The sequence below is a fragment of the Serratia sp. DD3 genome (genome assembly GCF_000496755.2).
In genome coordinates, this window is sequence record NZ_AYKS02000123.1 from 55,333 (window position 1) to 74,174 (window position 18,842).

The window sequence follows — 18,842 nt, forward strand, 5'->3', positions numbered from 1 at the left end:
CACCAGGTGCTGGTACGGTCAGTAAGGTCAACAGACAGGCTCCCCCTCATTCAAGGAGGAGAAGCCATAGATTATCAATAATCTCGTTAGTAAAGGCCCAAGAACTTCCACCATGCCAGACCGACAGTTAACAACACCAGCTGATTGACCACGCTACAGACAAACCCGGTACTCCACCAGGTGGCGGTGGGAACATAGCCAGGGGCAAATAAAATGGGCCCGCGTGCATGGGTGTATTGTGTCAAAGAGCATGAGAAGCTACTGGAAAATGCCAACATCAGAGCCATTGGCATACTTGGGATCCCCAGTTGGATACCTAATGTGAGGAAAACTGAGTATAGCGCGACAATTTGCGCATTCCCGCTAGCAAAGAAATAGTGCGCATACAGATACACTGCATTCAATACTACCAATAGCACTATCCAATTACTGTTACCTGCCAGGCCGCTCACTTCCTGGCCGACCGTGTTGCCAAACCATGACATAAAGCCCAAGTCTTTCAATTGATCTGCCATCATTAATAGTGCAGCAAACCAAATCAACGTATCCCAAGCCCCTTTTTCGGAAATCACATCTTTCCAGCTTAATACACCACTCAGTAACAGCAGAGATAAACCAATAAATGCCCCAGTGGTTGGGTCGATGTTTAACACTTTGTAAAAAATCCACAGAACAAGCAGCACAACAACCGTGCCTGCCATCATCCACTCTGGTTTTGACATTCCCCCCATTTCTGCCAGCTGTTGTTTTGCCAACTTTGGAGCATCAGGCGTGTGTTTGATTTCGGGTCTGGCAGTAAAAAAGTAGATAACCAGCGGGATAAGGATAAAAGAAACCAGGCAAGGGACCACCGCAGCCACTAACCAACCGGTCCAGGTCAAAGTAATATTTTCATTCGCGGCTAGTTTTACAATCAATAAGTTACCGGTAAAGGCTGTCATAAACATGGCGGAAGTAACATCGTTGATATTCCCCATGCAAGTCACCAGAAAAGTGCCTATTTTTTTACGTGAAGCATCATCTGGCCGGGATTCAAAGCTACGTGCCAATGAGTCTGCGACGGGATAAAGAACCCCACCACAACGAGCCGTATTACTCGGCATAGCAGGAGCCAGAATCAAGTCAGCTAATGCCAAACCATAAGCTAAGCCTAAGGTTCTTTTCCCTAACAGGGTAATCAGTATCAGGGAAATTCTACGCCCCAGGCCGGTTTTAATGAATCCTCGCGCGATAAGAAACGCCACAACAATCAACCAGATTGTTGAGTTATTCATATTTCTTAAGCCGGTTTTAATCGCATCGGCGGCGGTGGCATCTCCACCGGCATTGAGGACAACATAAACGGTGATCGCAATGATGCCAACAGCACCAATCGGTAGCACATTAATAACAATGCTGATGATCGTAGCAACAAATAATACCAGAGAATGCCAGGCGGCCAACTTCAGCCCTTCAGGTGGCGCGATATTCCAGAATATTAATGCCAGAACGATGATGATAGTTAAAGGCAACCATTTAACATTACTTACCATAATAACACTCCTATTTGTTACAATAGCGCAGCATTTGTTTTTTTACTCAGTTAATAACCTAGCAAGTATGACTTGCGGCAGGAAATAATATAAAAATATATATGGTTCTATTTTTTGATTTTATTATTTTATACCCGTCATATATCAAGGCTCTTAACAAAGAGAATAAACCGGAGGGCGATCTTATGCTTTCTTCTCATCTCTGCTGTCAGATAGCAACTTGTCCAGAATATCACTTTTCGATCACCAGCTGGGCCAGTTCACCATTCTGGTTGTGCATTGCAGTGATGGCATCGGTCAGTTGAGGGAAGCCAGGGTTCGGTAAAGCAAAAGGTAAATGCTTTGCTTGCCCTGGTGCGGAAAGCGTTGCTGCATGTAGGTGACGTGGTCAAGCTGTGGTCAAATCCGTTCCTGACCAGCTTGCGCTTCCCTCGCCACCTAACTCCATTCGTCAGAGCCCCGCTCCTTGGGGTAAACCGTAGGCACTGTTCAAAACGCCATGCGTTTTGTCCTGCAACTTCATTGAGCTTGGGTATATAATCGCACAAATTATTCAACGAATTTGGAAACCAAGATGACAAAGCTCACCTTACAAGAGCAGTTGCTAAAAGCGGGATTAGTGACCAGCAAAAAAGTGGCCAAAGTTCAAAGAACGGCTAAAAAGTCACGAGTTCAAGCTCGTGAGGCAAGAGAAGCGGTAGAAGAAAACAAAAAAGCACAACTTGAGCGTGATAAACAGCTTAGCGAACAACAAAAACAAGCTGCGTTGTCGAAAGAATATAAAGCTCAGGTGAAGCAACTGATTGAAATGAACAGAATCGTTATTTCAAAAGGCGATATTGATTTCAACTTCACAGATAATAATTTGATTAAAAAAGTGGCAGTGGATAAGCCAACCCAAGCTCAGTTGATCAATGGCCGCCTCGCCATTGCTCGTTTGGTGGTTGATAGCAGTGGTGGCAGTGAATACGCCATCATCCCCGCCAGCGTCGCTGATAAAATTGCGCAACGAGATGCCAACAGTATTGTATTAAACAGTGCGCTGAGTCAGGAAGAGCAAGATGAAGACGATCCGTATGCCGATTTTAAAGTACCCGACGATTTAATGTGGTAATTAATTTTTCGGATGTGAATGGTGAAAAGCCCCAAGGGGCTTTTCATTAAGGTTTTATCTTCACTCAGGGCATATGGAAAAACGCACGCTGGTAGTTGCTAGTGCCGTTACTATCAGGCTGATTGGGTTGTGTTTTTTGCTTCGTGATTTTTTCATCTCTACTACACTAATTATTATCCAGTGTGAACTATCTAGTGTAGTAAGTACCAGTCAGCATAAAGTCTAGCGGTTCGACATAAGAAAAGTCGCGGGAAGCGAGTATGCATAGATATAATGCACTTGCTTAGTCTATCTCATCCAGGACTTGTATGGATTCAAGCCATTCATGCAAAAAAATCAACCATAGGGAAGCTTGTAATATATTGTTTTTATTATAAAAAATCTCACATAACATGACGAAATTTTTATATGAAAATCATGTATATAGTAGAGAATACAACAATCTATACTAAATATAGTATTACCCTAGAATTAAGCCTTACAAACTTGATAAAGTTTCATTTTTAGCGTATATGAACAGTATACTCATTGAAAAAAAATGAGATGTAAGTATAATCGCTCGGTTTTTATGTGACGAAATGTTAAGGAAAAATAATGATTTACTTATTAAAGATGACTGAACAACAAAAAAAAATAGTGGACCGAAATGAGTCTACTGATAACACTACATCTTTAAATAATGTTGAAAGTTTAGTTGAACGCAGAAAGGCCATTTCTCAAAGTAAAGCTAGAGAAAAAGTGTTGTTAGCATCGTCAAAAATCACTTGGTAATATATTAAAATTAGTAAATTTTTATTTTTATTTTTATTTTTATTTTTATAAAATGATTTATATCATTCACCTGATTGCAACCTTATCAATAGATGTTATATATAAACTCAATCAATTATTTATATCTGGAGTGAATACATGGCACATTCAGCTGAGAATATTATTCCTGTTCAATTGAAAGAAAGACATAATTCTGATAGCATTAATGATATCAAAGGACGGCGCTCCCAAGAGCTTATTATTGGCCTATGTGGAGCAATTGGCTCTGGAATAAAAACTCTTAAAGAGCAAGTCATTTTTTGCCTCAAACAAAATGGTTATCATGTAGAGCACATCAGGATAAGTGATTTAATATCTGAGTTCACGAAGGTTAGCACATCAAGGCTAAATAACTTCGAGCGATATAATAAATTGCAAGATCTTGGTGACACACTTAGAGAAGAAAATAAAAATTTCATTTGTGCTGAACTTGCAATCCTGCGGATTCAAGAATTGCGTGAAGAAGTATATGGTAAAGATACTCGAGAACTAACAAAAAACACAAAGAAAACAGCTTATATAATCGACCAAATAAAACATCCTTCAGAAGTAGAACTTCTAAATCAAGTATATAAAAATAATTTCTATCTTGTTGGATTATTACGAACTGTAGCCGAGCGTGTACAGAATTTAAAAGACGAAGGAATTAGTGAAGATAACGTCCAGAAAATTATAGAAAGGGATAGGAAATCCTCAGAAAAATTTGGCCAACAAGTAGAGGAAACTTTACAGTTAGCAGATTTTTTTATTAAAAACCTTGACACTGAGGTAATGAAAAAGTCGGTTCAACGTTTTATTGATTTAATACATAGCGCAAATAATCTTACCCCGACCAAAGATGAATCAGGAATGTATGCTGCATATTCGGCATCTTTGGGATCAGCATGTTTATCACGTCAAGTAGGTGCATCTATAATGGATGTGTCTGGAAGTATAATTGCTACAGGTAGAAATGATGTTCCAGAATACGGTGGCGGGCTTTATACATCAGAGAGTAAAAAAGATAGGCGGTGCTTTAATAAAAATGGTTGTCATAATGATAAACATAAAGCCCTTTTAAAAATGGAAATCACAAATATTTTAAAAAGATGTAAACAACAAGACGCTGAGCAACTTGCTGAAGAAATAATGAAAGAAACCAAAGCGAAGTATTTAATAGAGTACTCACGAGCTGTTCATGCAGAAATGGATGCTATTGTTTCTCTGGCTAGAAATACAAGCATGGGAACAACTGGGAATACTTTATATTGTACTACTTATCCTTGCCATGTCTGTGCTCGTCATATTGTCGCAGCAGGCTTGCTGCGTGTTGTATATATCGAACCATATGAAAAAAGCCTAGCCTTGCAGTTGCATGATGATACGATTTGTCAGTCAGATCAGACTCCATCACCTGATAAAGTTTTGTTTGAAAACTTTGAAGGTGTAGCTCCCAAGAGATATGCGAAATTTTTCGGCTACAATAGGAAAAGAAAAGATAGCCAAGGTAAGCCAATTACATATAGTGTTGAGGAATCTTATCATGTTGACACACAATATCTTGATAGCTATTCTGATTACGAGTCTAAAGTAATCAATAATGTCAAAGCTAAATTTGATTTGTAATTATATCTAGCGCTACTATTCTTTCGACATATAAGTTAATGGAAATTAATTCATGACAAGGATCATTAAAAAATTTAATAATGATCCTTGTTTTCAATTTATTAATCAAAGGGAATTATACCTCAATACATATATCATTCCAAATACGAATGAGTTAACTTGATTTTTATTAGTATTTAGGGCTGGATTCACTTTATAATCCTAGTAACATAATAGGTCATCGGGATTACCTGTTTTCCGCCTATAAGAAAATATAATTATTTCGGATGAAGTTATACATTTTTATTTAATTAATCACAATGATTGCACTACAAATGTAATGCATTATGGTGTGTTACATCTGTAATGGCAGAGGAATACAAATGAGCACCATACAAATCCGTGTAGATGAGGAATTATAAAGGAATGCATATTATGCGTCTTGAAAAACTTAATCTTTCCCCATCCGATGTATTACGGTTATTTCTGCGTTATGTCGCTGAGCATGAAAAGCTGCCGTTTGCTGAGGTGTCTGTGATAGTGGGCGAGCAAGATGAAGATGCCGATATTCTGGCGGTGGTTCGTGAACGCTTGAAAACTCCAACCAAACGGATAAGGGTAGATCTTGATGATATTTAATATTGAGTTTTACGCATGTGCATTAAAGGAGGCAAATTATACACACCACTCGTCTGAAAAAGGTTGCCGATTCAGTCATGCTGACGGTGCCACCAGCGCGGCTCAATGCCCTTTCGTTGGGCTCAGGTAGCGAAGTAGGCCTGATCATTGATAATGGCTGGCTGATTGTTGAACCGCTCAGGTCTCCGCAGGATGCTCTCACTGAACGGCTAGCGCAGTGTGACCCACCAGTTGAACTCAGTGCAGAAGAGCGTGAATGGATTGATGCACCTGCCGCTGGCGGTGAGGTAATCTGACATGGAAAGAGGTGAAATCCGACCTTACAGGTTCAATACCGAGGGAGACGCCATATAAGCGGCAATATGCTTATCTCCCTCTAACGCCAAAATCATCACTCCCTGATATTAATAAAAGCCTTGCTTAAGGCCGCTCACCTTTTTGCAAGCGACTATTGATATCGGCAATCACTGGTAAAATATCTGCCAAGGTGTCGATAACATAGTGTGCGCCTGCTTGTTGCAGCTTCGCCTTAGCTGGTTCTCGCCGGGCGGTGATCGCCTGTTCACTCATGGCCTGATATTCCTCCCAGGTGGCACCAAACTCATTGCCGGAAACCGCCAGCCCTACGGTCCACATACCGGCGTTGAGCCCTTCGGTAATACCCGGTACCGAATCATCCACCTTGATGCAACGATGCACGCCATCAATACCCAACTCAATCACGTTGGCAAGTGCCATCCAGGGGCCAGGGCGACCGCCTGCTTTCAGGTCGTCGCTTGCCACCCAATAATCTGGCGTATATCCCTGTTCTGCGGCAGCAGGGACCAGAGCCTCCATCACTTGGCGCGGGTAGCCAGAGCAAGAACCGATGCGCATCCCCTGTTGTTGCAACATCGCCAGCACCGGTAATACCCCAGCAATAGGCGTGGCAAAATTGGTCACTGCCTCAATTTGCAGCGGCATAAAGGTGCGATAGAGGTGCTCCACCTCTTGGTCACTCATCGGGTGACCAAAACGTTCCTGCCAGCGGCTATCTACCGATGGCAAACGCCCTAAAGCGGTAATATGAGCGCGTTTTGCTAGCCCCATCGGCTGACGGGCTTCATCCAGGCTCACCGGGAAATCATAGGCACGGGAGAAGGCTTCAACAAAGATGGAGGTTGGGGCAAAGGAACCGAAATCGACCACGGTGCCCGCCCAATCCAGGATCAGTGCTTGTACATCAGACATGGGAATACTCCTGTTCAACGGTGGTTTCAACCTGGCTCAATGCCAGATCAAGAATAGCAATGGCACGCGCAAGTTCGGCGCGGCTAATGGTGAGCGGTGGTGACAGTTGGATCACATTGCCCTGCGAGACTTTGAAACTGAGCCCAAGTGACAAGCAACGATAGAGCAGTTGTTCTGCCTCTTTGGTTGCTCGTTCACGGCTTTGGTGGTTACGCACCAGATCAAGCGCCCACAGCAGGCCGGTCCCCCGTACTTGACCGATCAGCGGGTGACGGTGAGCCAACTTGGCTAACTCATCCGCCATAAAGTCCCCATCGGCAACCACCTTGGCGAGAAGCTGTTCCTCGCGGATCACCTCAATGGTGGCCAAGGCCGCAGCACAACCGATGGGGCTTTTCTCATGGGTATAGTGACCCAGGGAAATCGCCGCCGCCTGATTGAAACGATCACGGGTGATCAAGGCAGCAAAGGGCACGATGCCCCCGCCTAATCCCTTCCCCAGGCAGATGATATCAGGCTCAATACCAAAGTGTTCGAAGCTGAACCAGTGCCCGGTGCGCCCCAGGGCGTTGGGGATCTCATCAACAATCAACAACACACCATGGCGATCGCAAATCTCGCGGATGCGTTGCCAATACGCCTTGGAGGGCACCTGTACATCGGTATTGCGGATAGGTTCGGCAATAAAGGCACCGATCCCGCCCTCTTTTTCAATCACATATTCAAGGTAATCGGCGTAGTGCAGGTCTTCCCCTTCGCCACGATACCAAACCCCGCGATAGCGAGTCGGCGGTGGAATACGCTCCACTCCCGCCATCAGCGGCCCCATGCCAGCACGGAAGCAGGCCTCTCCGCCGACGGCAATAGCATCAAGGGAGGCACCGTGGAACGCATCCCACAAAGAAACCACTTTGCTGTTGCCGGTAATAAAGCGGGCCAGTTTGAGGGCTATCCCCACCACTTCGCTGCCACCAGGGGCAAACAGCACCCGGTTAAGGTCACCAGGGGCCAATTCAGCGAGGGTGCGGGCGCACTCGATAGCGATAGGGTGAGTATAACGCCGTGGCACAAATGGCAGTGATGCCAGTTGCTGTTGTACCCGTTTCACCACCTTGGGGTGGCCGTGCCCAAGTTGGTGCACGTTGTTACCATGAAAATCAAGATATTGCTTACCTGACTGGCTGGTGAGGAGCGCGCCTTCAGCAGCCGTCAGCACATCAAGGCAGGGCGTTGATAGCGCCTGATGGAGAAAGTAGCGGCTATCTTCAGCCAGGGACTCTTGAGTGGCTGCGCTTTGTTCGGCCCACCACTGCTCCCGGGCCGCACTTTGGTTGATATCCCCTTCCGTGTCCGCCCCACCAGCGGGTAGTATCAACGGGTGTTTCATGCGTTGGCTTCCAGCCAGTAGCTGGCTTGCTGTATCGCCGCCAATAACTGCTGAATTTGCTGTGGGGTGACATTGCCGATATTGCCGATGCGAAAACAATCCGCTTTCGAGACTTTGCCTGGATAGATCACAAACCCCTGTGCTTTGAGGCGCTGGTAAAAATCGACAAAACGGTAATCGGGATGAGTCGGGGAATAGAAGGCGGTGATAATCGGAGATTGCCACTCCTTGGGCAACAACGGTTCAAAACCGAGCGCCTGCATTCCGGCTACCAACGTGTGTTGGTTTTCCTGATAACGTTGATAGCGTGCGCTGACGCCGCCTTCTTCATCCAACTCGCGCAACGCCTGGGCAAAGGCTAATACTGTATGGGTCGGGGAGGTAAAACGCCATTTCCCCCCCTGTTGTTCCATGGTTTGCCACTGGGCATGAAGGTCAAGAGAGACTGAACGGGCTTTACCGGCACAAGCGGCCAAGGCGGCGCGACGGGCAATAACAAAACCAAAACCCGGTACGCCCTGAATGCACTTGTTGGCTGAGCTGATAAGAAACTCGACACCAAGCTGGCCGATATCAAAAGGAATGCCGCCAAAGCTGCTCATTGCATCGAGGATCAGGCGGATCCCATGGCGTTGACAGAGGCTGGCAACCTGTTCCAAGGGGTTCAACATACCGGTGGTGGTTTCGCAGTGAACCATGGCCAGATGGCTGATTTCAGGGTGCCTTATCAACAGTTCTTCCAGATCCTGCACCTCTGGGCGGGCGGTTTCACCACAATCCAGCACCCGATGGTTCAGCCCCAGACATTGAGCCATCTCCACCATCCGGGCACCGTAGGCTCCGTTGTTGACAATCAGCACGCAGTCATCAGCACCCAATGCGGACCCCAGTACGCTCTCTACCACATAGCTGCCACTGCCTTGCAGTAATACCGCGCTGTAATCGTTGGCAAATTCCGGGCTGGTTGCCAGGCGCACCAGTTCACGGCGGATGGGTTCCACCACGCCAAGATTATAATCAGCATCCCAGGTACAGCTGTCTTGTAACATCGCCGCTCGCACGGAAGCCGTGGTGGACAGAGGGCCCGGGGTCAACAATAGATAATCGACAGCCTCTTGTGTAGGGGGAATATGGGTCATCATTACGCTCTCTTTTGGTATAGACCAGAATAAAGCCATTGTGAGCAACTTATTCGACCAGGTCAAAGGGGGTGCCTATCGTGCAACAAAAAATTCATGTTTCACGCCCTTGATGAGATAAGCTCTCTGTTCCGGCTTTATTGGTTATTACTGGTCTTGACCAACACCAAGGTTCATCATGACGAAACCGCAATACCTGCAAATCAAAGATGCTCTTATCACCCAGATTCAGGCCGGGGGATTGGTAGCCAATGACCGCCTCCCCTCCGAGCGGTTGTTGTGCGAACTCTATGGCACCACCCGGGTGACCATCCGCGAAGCATTAGTCCAGTTGGAGGCTAATGGCCTTATTTATCGGGAAGATCGCCGGGGCTGGTTCGTCACGCCGCCGCGCTTTCAACTCAAACCACGGCATACCTCCAATTTTCACCAGATAGTGCGTGAACAGGGCGGTGAACCGCGCACCGAATTGCTGGAAAAGGGCCGTAAAGCTGTTCCACCGTTTCTGCTTAATCGGCTGTTACTCAAGCCATTTGACAGTATCTTCCTGCTCAAGCGGCTGCGTTTTGCCAATGAGCGGGCAATCTGTTATTGCGAGAACTACTGCCTGCCTGAACGCGTACCGGGCCTGTTAGATCTCAATCTCAATGGCAGCTTGACTGAGCTTTACCAGAGCCATTACGGGTTACATTACGCCCGTATGCAGGTGACCTTTTACCCCACGGCGCTACCGGATGAGGTTGCCAGCCATTTAGGGGCCACGGCGGGGCTACCGGCACTTCGCTTGGAGAGACTTAACTTCGATCAGCATGGGCAGGTACTGGATTTTGACCTGGAGTATTGGCGTCACGACAGCCTGGAAATTGAAGTGGATACCCAAGATTAAACGCATCAAGTTGTCATATTGACGTCACGGGGGTGTCATAAAGATCCCCTAATCTTTCTCCCATATCATCTGGTTTATACCAATTTTGCTGGAGAAAACATGAAACCGATAACTTCTTTGCTCATCACCTCGCTGATTGCCGGTATCGCTGCACCGGCAGTGGCTAATACCGATCTGACTGTCTATACCGCCTTCGAGCCCGAGCAACTGGCTGAATTAAAAAGCGCTTTCGAACAGCAACACCCGGATATAAATATTAAGTGGGTGCGCGATTCTACTGGGGTGGTTACGGCGCGCTTGTTGGCAGAAAAAGCGCAACCTAAAGCCGACGCAGTATGGGGGCTGGCCGCCACCAGCCTGATGCAACTCGATCAACAGCAAATGCTGGCAGGGTATGCCCCTAAAGGGTTGGAGAAACTGGATAGCCGTTTCCGTGACGACAAGGCACAACCTCACTGGATTGGGCTGGATGCCTTTTTCAGCGCCATTTGCTTTAACGAGGTAGAGGCTAAAAAACAAGGGATCCCTGCCCCAGAAAGTTGGGCTGACCTCACTAAGCCTATCTACAAGGGTAAAGTGATCATGCCTAATCCCAGCTCTTCGGGTACTGGCTTCCTGAGCGTCGCAGGTTGGTTACAGACCATGGGGGAACAGCAAGGCTGGCAGTTTATGAATGACCTGCACCAGAATATCAGCCGTTATACCCATTCAGGTTCAGCACCTTGTAAACTGGCGGCCAGCGGTGAAACGGTGGTCGGTATCTCGTTTGATTTCCCTGCTGCGAGCCTTAAGGCTAAAGGCGCCCCCATTGAAGTGATCTTCCCCAAAGAAGGCTCCGGTTGGGATATGGAAGCCGCCGCTATCATCAAAGGCACCAGCAAGTTGCAAGCCGCGCAGCAGTTGCTGGATTTCGCGGCAACAGAACAGGCTAACAGGCTGTATAACAAGTCGTTCGCTGTGGTTGCCATCCCACAGGTGGCACAAGCTCGGCCAGGTTACCCGGCTGATATCAACAGCCAGATGATCAAGAATGATTTTGCCTGGGCGGCCCGTGAGCGTGACAATATACTGACCCGCTGGAACTCTAACTTCTCTGGCAAGACTGAAGCTAAAAAATAAGCGGGTTGTTACCGCACAGGCTGACCATCGTCGGTCTGTGCTGGTTGTCTTCCCCTTGGTTAGTCGCGCCTTAATCAGCTTGTCACTGTTTATTCATGGCATCGTCATATTTCAACGCTAAATTGGTATAGACCAAAAATAGCCGCGAGCCTTGTCATGACCCAGCCCTATCTGGATATCAAACACCTTAACAAACACTTCAAGGCCTTTCAGGCACTCAAAGATATCTCCCTGACCGTAAAGAAAGGGGAGTTTGTCTGTTTTCTCGGCCCCTCCGGGTGTGGAAAAACCACCTTATTACGGGCTATCGCCGGGCTTGATCTGCCAGACAGCGGTGAAATCTGGCAAGGGGGGTGCGATATTTCACAGCTCCCTCCGCAGAGACGGGATTTTGGCATTGTATTCCAGTCTTATGCCCTGTTCCCTAATCTAACAGTGGCGGAGAACATTGCGTTTGGGTTGCGAAATCAAGGGCTCGATAGTCAGGTAGTAAAAGAGCGGGTGGAGCATTGGCTCGCCTTGATTGGCCTTGGTGCGCAGTCGAATAAATATCCAAGCCAAATCTCAGGTGGCCAACAACAGCGAGTGGCTTTAGCCAGGGCTTTGGCTTTATCCCCGGGGTTATTGCTACTGGATGAACCCCTAAGTGCCCTCGATGCGCTGGTACGTACTCATCTGCGTAGTGAAATTCGTGCCCTGCAACAACGGTTGGGGATCACCACAATTATGGTGACTCACGATCAGGAAGAAGCGCTCACTATGGCAGACCGCATTGTGGTGATGGAACATGGCACCATTGTGCAAGTCGGGACGCCGCAGGAGATCTACCACCATCCCGCAAGCCGTTTTGTTGCCAGCTTTGTTGGCAGTATGAACTTTCTCGATACGCAGGTACTCAATGCTCAGCAGGTGCGTCTTAACGAGCAGCCGCTGCCGCTGACCAATCATGCCGCTGCAGGCAGTACGTTGCAGGTGGCTATCCGCCCTGAAGCTATCAGCCTGGCCCCACCAGCGCAGCAAGGGCTACAAGCCAGGATTGAGCAAGTGGAGTTTCTCGGTTCTGCCCAGCGGTTGATCTGCCTGGCCGATACGCTAATGGGCCCCCAGCGGCTGCTGGTACAACTCTCTAACGATGAAGGTCAAGACTGGCGCAGTGGCATGGCGTGCTCTCTGCACTGGCCCACCAGTGCTATGCAACCTTTTTATGGGAAAGCCGCATGACACAGCATCTTGTTACCACCGTTCCTCGTTATTCAATCTGGCAACGGTTATGGGGTAGTTGGAGCCGCGATAAGGGCCTACAGTTGATTCTGTTGCTACTGGGGATTGCCTTGTTCGCAGGTGGGCTGCTGTTCCCGGTGCTCGCCATGCTGCAAAAAAGCCTGCAAGACAGTGACGGTAGCTGGGTCGGCTTTGCCAACTTCCGTCATTATCTTTCCACCCCATCGCTGGGGCGTACCATCAGTAATACCCTTTCGCTTGGCTTGAGCATTACGCTATTGGTGGTCACTGTCGCCTTTGGTTATGCCTATGCGCTGACCCGTACTTGCATGCCCGGGAAATCCCTGTTCCGCTTGATTGCTCTTATTCCTCTCCTGATGCCCTCATTGTTACCGGCTATCAGTCTGGTTTACTGGTTTGGTAACCAGGGGATTGCCAAAGGGTTACTGGGTGATGCGAGCATCTATGGCCCCATTGGTATCGTGATGGGCCTCAGTTTTTGGTGCTTTCCTCATGCCTTGATGATTCTTATTACCGCTCTCAGTCATAGTGATGCACGCCTTTACGAGGCGGCCAAGGTGCTCGGTAGCCCTGCCTGGCGAACCTTTTTCACCGTGACGTTGCCCGCTGCTCGCTATGGTTTGCTCAGTGCGGCGATTGCCGTTTTCACGCTCACTATCTGTGACTTCGGGGTGGCGAAAGTTATCGGCGGGCAGTTTAGTGTGTTGGCGACGGATATCTATATCCAGGTTGTCGGGCTGCAAAACTTTTCACTGGGTGCGGTGACCAGCGTCATCCTTTTGCTGCCAGCGCTATTGAGCTTTGCCCTGGAGCACCGGGTGCGCAGTAAGATGCAGGAACAAAGTAATAGCCGGTCAGTTCCCTATCAACCAGCACCACATCGCTTGCGGGACTTACTGGCTCTGCTTTGGTGCAGCCTGTGGGCGCTGCTGTTTTTCGCCCTGGTGGGGATGGCCATCTATGGATCGCTGGTACAGTTCTGGCCTTATAAACTCAATTTGACGTTAGATCACTACGCCTTTAACAGTAATAGTGTTTATGGCTGGCAACCCTTTATCAATACGCTAAAACTGGGGGCGCTCACGGCCATCAGTGGAACGGTTATCATCATGGTCATCGCCTGGGTGCAAGAGAAAGGGCAGTATTTCGCCCCGTTGCGCCACCTCATCCACCTGCTTGCCATGCTTTCGCTGGCAGTACCCGGGCTGGTGCTGGGGTTGGGCTATATCTTCTTTTTTAACCGTGCTGACAGTTTGCTAAGTGCTCTATACGGTACTTTGCCGTTGATGGTGCTCTCTTGTGTGATCCACTACTACACAGTGGGCCATATGACCGCGCTGACCAGCCTGAAGCAGTTACCGAAAGAGCTGGAGCTGGTTGCCATCTCTTTGCGTATTTCGCAGTGGAAAACATTCTGGCGGATCACCCTGCCAGCCTCACTGCCTGCTTTATTGGAGATCTTCATCTACTTGTTTGTTAACGCCATGACCACCACCTCGGCGGTGATCTTCCTCTACTCCAGCGACACGGTGTTGGCTTCGGTTGCGGTGCTGAATATGGAGGATTCCGGGGATACCGCCACCGCGGCCGCCATGGCAACGTTGATCTTGCTGGCAGCGGCTACGGTTAAGCTTATTCAGCTTGGCCTCAGCCGCGCACTGTTGGAAAGAACTCAGCGCTGGCGCCAGAGTTAAGAGATAAAAGATAAGAGTTAAGAGATAAGAGATCCGCGAGAGTGAGGTTCCCCTCTCGCGGCATCGGCGGGAAAGGCATCAACGGTAAGACTAAACTAACCTCCTTTATCGGGTAATACGCGCAATAAAGCACACATTATGCTTAACCAATAAAAAACGGCAGTGGTAGGCTTGGCACGTGTTTTTAGCAAAACCCGAATAACCCGACTTCAGCGGTAGAAACGTTTGAGCATCGCCAAGATTTTCGCAGCTTGATTGGCGACGGGTATAGATAAGGAATATTTAAGATGAAAGAAGTATACAAAGGAATGACTCGCGAGCAATTAGATGCTGCATACAATAATACTAAAGCCGTTAAAAACTTTGCCGAGCTACTAGGTGAGTTTCAGGCCAGAAGCAAAAAATTATATTCAGAAAAGAGCTCACAAAGAAACATACCTTATCACTCATCCCCAAGAACCACCTTCGACTACTTCCCTGCCGACAAAAAAGGGTGCCCTACCTTTATTTTTATCCACGGCGGCTATTGGCAGAACTGTAACAAAGAGGATTTTGCCTTTATTGCCAACGGCATTTTAAATGCAGGGATTAATGTTATTCTCGCCGAATACACTTTAGCGCCCGATGCATCAATGACACAAATAGTTAGCGAGATTGGCCTACTCTTAGATTACCTCCATCAGCATCGTGCTGAATTTAATATTACCCAAGGTAAAGTCTGTCTTGGTGGCCATTCCGCTGGCGGCCATTTAACCGCTATTCACCGCAGCCACCCGCTGATTTCACATTCCATGCCAATCAGCGCGTTGATTGATTTACAACCTATCAGCCTATGCTGGTTGAATGAGAAACTAGCATTAACCGGTGAAGAGATAGAGAAATACAGCCCCATCAATAAACTCACCCAAGGTGGACCAACCGCTGTTCATGTTGGTGGTGGGGAGTTACCTGAGCTGATAAGGCATTCTCAAGAGCTCTATGACGGGCTTAAGGCTATTGGGTGTGATGTCACCTATCAAGAAGTGGGTCACGATGACCATTTTACTCAGTTGTATGAATTTGAACGCGCGGATGGTCTGTTGGTTAACTCATTGCAGGCGTTGTTCGAAAAAGCCTGACCGATGATTTTATTAAATAAATAGGAATATTGACTGACGCCGGATAAAAAAAGCCCCGCCATTACGACGGGGAAAATAGGGATGGTATTATGGCAAGGAAAAACAGGGTTTACTCAGTCGTACTCTACTTCTGGGCAGAAGTTCCTTGTAAACCAGAAATATGCTGCATACGTTGCTGATGTTTCTGGTCTAAAACATTTTTTTGCTCTGGTGTCAGCAGGTTATACATTTGGTTGCGTATCCGGGCCAATTCGACCTGGTGTTTTACCTGCTGATGAACCATTTTTTCCGCCTGGTCGTGCACGGCGGCTTCATCAAATTTATTTGCCGTCACCAGTTTATACATGGTGTCTATTTCTACTACATTAACCCCTGGCGGGTCGTCATGACCCTGGCGCATTAAGTCGCGCATTTGCTGGCGTTGCTGTTCAGTAAGGTCAACGCCATCAAATATGTGATTCTGACCTGAGGTTCCAAGTAAAAAGTCATCAACATAAGGCAGGTCAGTTTTCGGTGCAGCAAAAGCAGGAGTGCTAGAACCTATCACTAGCATTGATGCCATAACCACTGCGCCTACCTTAAACATTTGAGCTCCTCGCGCTTTCTGACTTTGCGAATCAACGAAGAGCAGTGTATCGCCGTACCTGCAAACATGCGTCAGTGCATGTAAAACTACGTAAAGTCATGGAATGCCAGCAGTTGATAGCGTATTTTGCCTTTGGAGGTAAAGCACAATGAATAAAATTCTGTTAGTTGACGACGACCGCGAGTTAACCTCGCTACTGAAAGAACTGCTCGAAATGGAAGGGTTTAACATTGTCGTCGCTTACGACGGTGAACAGGCGTTGTCGCTGCTAGACAGCTCCATCGATCTGCTGTTGCTCGATATCATGATGCCGAAGAAAAACGGTATCGATACCTTGAAAGAGCTGCGCCAGAATCACCAGACGCCCGTGATCATGCTGACAGCACGCGGTAGTGAACTGGATCGGGTTCTTGGCCTGGAACTGGGGGCGGATGACTATCTGCCGAAACCGTTTAATGACCGCGAACTGCTTGCTCGTATCCGGGCTATTCTGCGCCGTTCCAACTGGAACGAACAGCAGCAGACTATGGATAACGGTGCCCCTACGCTGGATGTAGATGGCCTGCAACTCAACCCAGGTCGCCAAGAAGCCAGTTTTGATGGGCATGAGTTGGAGCTGACGGGTACCGAATTTACCTTACTCTATTTGCTGGCAAAGCATCTTGGGCAGGTGGTTTCCCGCGAGTTACTCAGCCAGGAAGTGCTGGGTAAACGTTTGACACCCTTTGATCGCGCGATTGATATGCACATCTCCAACTTACGGCGTAAATTGCCGAACCGTAAAGATGGTCATCCTTGGTTCAAAACCTTGCGTGGTCGCGGTTATTTGATGGTATCTGCTACATGATTAATAGTTTGACGGCACGCATCTTCGCTATTTTCTGGTTCACATTAGCGTTGGTGCTGATGCTGGTGTTGATGGTGCCCAAACTTGATTCACGCCAAATGACCTCATTGCTAGACAGCGAACAGCGGCAAGGGGTGATGCTGGAGCAGCACGTCGAGGCTGAGCTGCAAAACGATCCGCCCAATGACTTGATGTGGTGGCGGCGGCTGTTTCGTGCCATCGAGAAATGGGCTCCACCGGGCCAGCGCCTGCTGCTGGTCACCAGCGAAGGGCGAGTGATTGGCGCACAGCGTAATGAGATGCAGGTGGTGCGCAATTTCATCGGTCAATCAGATAACTCAGACCAACCGAAAAAGAAAAAGTATGGCCGAGTAGAGTTAGTCGGTCCTTTCTCGATTAGTGATGGTGAAGATAATTACCAGTTGTACTTGATCAGGCCCGCCAACAGCCCGCAATCAGATTTTATTAATCTGCTGTTTGATAGGCCATTAATGATGCTGATTTTCACCATGCTGATCAGCGCCCCGCTATTGCTCTGGTTGTCTTGGAGCCTGGCTAAACCTGCGCGCAAGTTGAAAAATGCTGCCGATGATGTGGCTCACGGCAACCTGAAGCAGCACCCGGAACTGGAGTCCGGGCCACAAGAGTTCCTGGCCACCGGCGCCAGTTTTAACCAGATGGTGAGCGCGCTCGAAAGAATGATGACTGCCCAGCAACGGCTGATTTCTGATATTTCCCACGAATTGCGCACCCCATTAACCCGTCTACAGTTGGCAACCGCGTTAATGCGTCGCCGCCACGGTGAAGGGCATGAGCTTGCACGGATTGAAATGGAAGCCCAACGCCTGGATTCAATGATTAACGATTTACTGCAGTTATCTCGTGGGCAGCAAAAGAGCGAACTGGCACGCGAACTAGTGAAAGCCAATCAATTGTGGGCCGAGGTGCTGGATAACGCCGGTTTTGAAGCCGAACAGATGGGGAAACAACTGGCTGTCACCGCGCCCCCAGGCCCCTGGACCCTCTATGGTAACCCTGCGGCGCTGGATAGTGCATTGGAAAATATTATCCGCAATGCCTTACGTTATTCTCATACGCAGATCGCCGTGGCATTTAGTGTTGATAATCAGGGCATTACTATCGTGGTCGATGATGATGGCCCCGGTGTCAGCCCGGAAGAGCGCGAACAGATTTTCCGGCCATTTTACCGCACCGATGAAGCCCGTGACCGTCAATCCGGTGGATCTGGTCTCGGTTTGGCCATTGTGGAAGCCGCCGTCAATCAGCATCGTGGCTGGATCAAAGCAGAAGACAGTCCGTTGGGTGGGTTACGCTTGGTATTATGGCTGCCATTACATCAGCGTTAATCGCCAGCGTTACAAGATTTTGTTATTCTGCTCGCCTCGTCGTGAGAGGCTTTTGACATGCTGAATATCGTTTTATTTGAACCCGAAATTCCACCTAATACCGGCAATATTATCCGTCTGTGTGCTAATACCGGTTTCCAACTGCATCTGATCGAGCCGATGGGGTTCCCTTGGGATGATAAACGCCTACGCCGAGCCGGGCTGGATTACCATGAGTTTGTCAGCATCAAGCGCCATGCCGATTATGCGACTTTCCTCGCCAGCGAAAACCCCCAGCGGCTATTCGCTCTGACCACTAAAGGCACACCAGCACACAGTGCGGTCAGCTACCAGGCTGGGGATTATCTGCTATTTGGCCCAGAAACCCGCGGCCTGCCCGCCAGTATTCTGGATGAGCTACCTGCACAACAGAAAATTCGTATCCCCATGCTGGCCCAGAGCCGTAGTATGAACCTGTCAAACGCTGTCTCGGTGGTGGTTTATGAAGCCTGGCGCCAATTGGACTACGCAGGTGCACTAATCAAAGAGTAGCGCGTACAGTTGATATT

17 protein-coding genes and 1 pseudogene are annotated in these 18,842 nt (G+C 48.2%); 13 read left to right on the forward strand and 5 right to left on the reverse strand.

From position 1 onward, the window contains the following. Window positions 1-86 precede the first annotated feature (86 nt). Window positions 87-1,532, reverse strand: coding sequence for a DASS family sodium-coupled anion symporter (locus tag IO95_RS22685; protein WP_037384806.1), 1,446 nt, complete (start codon window positions 1,530-1,532; stop codon window positions 87-89). A 574-nt stretch (window positions 1,533-2,106) separates the two neighbouring features. Between IO95_RS22685 and IO95_RS22690 the strand changes: the two genes are divergently transcribed. The 5 genes and pseudogenes from IO95_RS22690 (at window position 2,107) to IO95_RS22705 (ending at window position 5,975) form a co-directional block, all read left to right on the forward strand. After that, window positions 2,107-2,646 (forward strand): DUF2058 domain-containing protein, encoded by a 540-nt coding sequence (locus IO95_RS22690; RefSeq protein WP_023492844.1) that lies wholly within the window; start codon window positions 2,107-2,109, stop codon window positions 2,644-2,646. Window positions 2,647-3,240: 594 nt separating this feature from the next. Next, window positions 3,241-3,417, forward strand: coding sequence for a hypothetical protein (locus IO95_RS25755; RefSeq protein WP_023492934.1), 177 nt, complete (start codon window positions 3,241-3,243; stop codon window positions 3,415-3,417). Between the two features lie 138 nt (window positions 3,418-3,555). Continuing rightward, window positions 3,556-5,061, forward strand: coding sequence for an anti-phage dCTP deaminase (locus IO95_RS22695; protein ID WP_023492933.1), 1,506 nt, complete (start codon window positions 3,556-3,558; stop codon window positions 5,059-5,061). Between the two features lie 362 nt (window positions 5,062-5,423). Next, window positions 5,424-5,679 (forward strand): annotated as a pseudogene (locus IO95_RS22700) (type II toxin-antitoxin system RelB/DinJ family antitoxin). A gap of 38 nt (window positions 5,680-5,717) precedes the next feature. Then, entirely contained in the window at window positions 5,718-5,975 is a 258-nt protein-coding gene (locus IO95_RS22705) for an antitoxin (protein WP_037384810.1), read from the forward strand. A gap of 124 nt (window positions 5,976-6,099) precedes the next feature. Here the strand turns inward: IO95_RS22705 and phnX are convergent, their stop codons facing one another. From phnX to phnW, 3 genes are read right to left on the reverse strand one after another with little or no spacing between them, the layout of a single operon-like run. Beyond that, on the reverse strand, window positions 6,100-6,909 hold the full coding sequence (gene phnX, locus IO95_RS22710) for a phosphonoacetaldehyde hydrolase (RefSeq protein WP_023492341.1): 810 nt from the start codon (window positions 6,907-6,909) through the stop codon (window positions 6,100-6,102). Next, the gene (locus tag IO95_RS22715; RefSeq protein WP_023492342.1) at window positions 6,902-8,296 is read right to left on the reverse strand and encodes an aspartate aminotransferase family protein; all 1,395 of its coding nucleotides are present in this window, start codon (window positions 8,294-8,296) and stop codon (window positions 6,902-6,904) included. The genes phnX and IO95_RS22715 overlap by 8 nt, the downstream gene beginning before the upstream one ends. Further along, window positions 8,293-9,435: a 2-aminoethylphosphonate--pyruvate transaminase gene (phnW, locus tag IO95_RS22720; protein ID WP_037384979.1), complete on the reverse strand. Its 1,143-nt coding sequence runs from the start codon at window positions 9,433-9,435 to the stop codon at window positions 8,293-8,295. The genes IO95_RS22715 and phnW overlap by 4 nt, the downstream gene beginning before the upstream one ends. Window positions 9,436-9,613: 178 nt before the next feature. Here phnW and phnR point away from each other — a divergent pair, with 178 nt between their 5' ends. The 5 genes from phnR to IO95_RS22745 all read left to right on the forward strand — a co-directional run bounded on the left by phnR (window position 9,614) and on the right by IO95_RS22745 (window position 15,494). Then, window positions 9,614-10,321: a phosphonate utilization transcriptional regulator PhnR gene (phnR, locus tag IO95_RS22725; RefSeq protein ID WP_023492344.1), complete on the forward strand. Its 708-nt coding sequence runs from the start codon at window positions 9,614-9,616 to the stop codon at window positions 10,319-10,321. A gap of 99 nt (window positions 10,322-10,420) precedes the next feature. Further along, window positions 10,421-11,440 (forward strand): putative 2-aminoethylphosphonate ABC transporter substrate-binding protein, encoded by a 1,020-nt coding sequence (locus IO95_RS22730; RefSeq protein WP_023492346.1) that lies wholly within the window; start codon window positions 10,421-10,423, stop codon window positions 11,438-11,440. 156 nt (window positions 11,441-11,596) lie between these two features. After that, a complete protein-coding gene (locus tag IO95_RS22735) occupies window positions 11,597-12,661 on the forward strand; it encodes a putative 2-aminoethylphosphonate ABC transporter ATP-binding protein (protein WP_023492348.1) in 1,065 nt (354 codons plus the stop codon). Beyond that, window positions 12,658-14,376: a putative 2-aminoethylphosphonate ABC transporter permease subunit gene (locus tag IO95_RS22740; protein ID WP_023492350.1), complete on the forward strand. Its 1,719-nt coding sequence runs from the start codon at window positions 12,658-12,660 to the stop codon at window positions 14,374-14,376. Before IO95_RS22735 ends, IO95_RS22740 begins: the two co-directional genes overlap by 4 nt. A 287-nt stretch (window positions 14,377-14,663) precedes the next feature. Then, window positions 14,664-15,494 (forward strand): alpha/beta hydrolase, encoded by an 831-nt coding sequence (locus IO95_RS22745; protein WP_037384812.1) that lies wholly within the window; start codon window positions 14,664-14,666, stop codon window positions 15,492-15,494. Window positions 15,495-15,618: 124 nt separating this feature from the next. Here IO95_RS22745 and cpxP read toward each other — a convergent pair whose 3' ends face one another. After that, on the reverse strand, window positions 15,619-16,080 hold the full coding sequence (gene cpxP / locus IO95_RS22750; RefSeq protein ID WP_023491255.1) for a cell-envelope stress modulator CpxP: 462 nt from the start codon (window positions 16,078-16,080) through the stop codon (window positions 15,619-15,621). Window positions 16,081-16,228: 148 nt separating this feature from the next. On the opposite strand from cpxP, the gene cpxR reads away from it, so the two are divergent. The 3 genes from cpxR to trmL are packed head-to-tail and all read left to right on the forward strand — an operon-like array spanning window position 16,229 to window position 18,825. Beyond that, window positions 16,229-16,927: an envelope stress response regulator transcription factor CpxR gene (gene cpxR / locus IO95_RS22755; RefSeq protein ID WP_023491254.1), complete on the forward strand. Its 699-nt coding sequence runs from the start codon at window positions 16,229-16,231 to the stop codon at window positions 16,925-16,927. Next, complete coding sequence (gene cpxA, locus IO95_RS22760; protein ID WP_023491253.1) at window positions 16,924-18,294, forward strand: envelope stress sensor histidine kinase CpxA; 1,371 nt, start codon at window positions 16,924-16,926, stop codon at window positions 18,292-18,294. The genes cpxR and cpxA overlap by 4 nt, the downstream gene beginning before the upstream one ends. A 57-nt stretch (window positions 18,295-18,351) precedes the next feature. After that, window positions 18,352-18,825 carry a tRNA (uridine(34)/cytosine(34)/5-carboxymethylaminomethyluridine(34)-2'-O)-methyltransferase TrmL gene (gene trmL / locus IO95_RS22765; RefSeq protein WP_023491252.1) on the forward strand — a complete coding sequence of 158 codons (474 nt, stop codon included), beginning with the start codon at window positions 18,352-18,354 and terminating at the stop codon, window positions 18,823-18,825. The last annotated feature ends 17 nt before the right edge of the window (window positions 18,826-18,842 follow it).

What these genes read in the sequence shown, in the direction of transcription:
- cpxP (WP_023491255.1), bottom strand. Translation starts at nt 16,080, where the DNA reads ATGTTTAAGGTAGGCGCAGTGGTTATGGCATCAATGCTAGTGATAGGT.
- cpxA (WP_023491253.1), top strand. Translation starts at nt 16,924, where the DNA reads ATGATTAATAGTTTGACGGCACGCATCTTCGCTATTTTCTGGTTCACA.
- phnW (WP_037384979.1), bottom strand. Translation starts at nt 9,435, where the DNA reads ATGACCCATATTCCCCCTACACAAGAGGCTGTCGATTATCTATTGTTG.
- phnX (WP_023492341.1), bottom strand. Translation starts at nt 6,909, where the DNA reads ATGTCTGATGTACAAGCACTGATCCTGGATTGGGCGGGCACCGTGGTC.
- IO95_RS22745 (WP_037384812.1), top strand. Translation starts at nt 14,664, where the DNA reads ATGAAAGAAGTATACAAAGGAATGACTCGCGAGCAATTAGATGCTGCA.
- cpxR (WP_023491254.1), top strand. Translation starts at nt 16,229, where the DNA reads ATGAATAAAATTCTGTTAGTTGACGACGACCGCGAGTTAACCTCGCTA.
- IO95_RS22695 (WP_023492933.1), top strand. Translation starts at nt 3,556, where the DNA reads ATGGCACATTCAGCTGAGAATATTATTCCTGTTCAATTGAAAGAAAGA.
- IO95_RS22690 (WP_023492844.1), top strand. Translation starts at nt 2,107, where the DNA reads ATGACAAAGCTCACCTTACAAGAGCAGTTGCTAAAAGCGGGATTAGTG.
- IO95_RS22685 (WP_037384806.1), bottom strand. Translation starts at nt 1,532, where the DNA reads ATGGTAAGTAATGTTAAATGGTTGCCTTTAACTATCATCATCGTTCTG.
- IO95_RS25755 (WP_023492934.1), top strand. Translation starts at nt 3,241, where the DNA reads ATGATTTACTTATTAAAGATGACTGAACAACAAAAAAAAATAGTGGAC.
- IO95_RS22735 (WP_023492348.1), top strand. Translation starts at nt 11,597, where the DNA reads ATGACCCAGCCCTATCTGGATATCAAACACCTTAACAAACACTTCAAG.
- IO95_RS22730 (WP_023492346.1), top strand. Translation starts at nt 10,421, where the DNA reads ATGAAACCGATAACTTCTTTGCTCATCACCTCGCTGATTGCCGGTATC.
- trmL (WP_023491252.1), top strand. Translation starts at nt 18,352, where the DNA reads ATGCTGAATATCGTTTTATTTGAACCCGAAATTCCACCTAATACCGGC.
- IO95_RS22740 (WP_023492350.1), top strand. Translation starts at nt 12,658, where the DNA reads ATGACACAGCATCTTGTTACCACCGTTCCTCGTTATTCAATCTGGCAA.
- IO95_RS22715 (WP_023492342.1), bottom strand. Translation starts at nt 8,296, where the DNA reads ATGAAACACCCGTTGATACTACCCGCTGGTGGGGCGGACACGGAAGGG.
- phnR (WP_023492344.1), top strand. Translation starts at nt 9,614, where the DNA reads ATGACGAAACCGCAATACCTGCAAATCAAAGATGCTCTTATCACCCAG.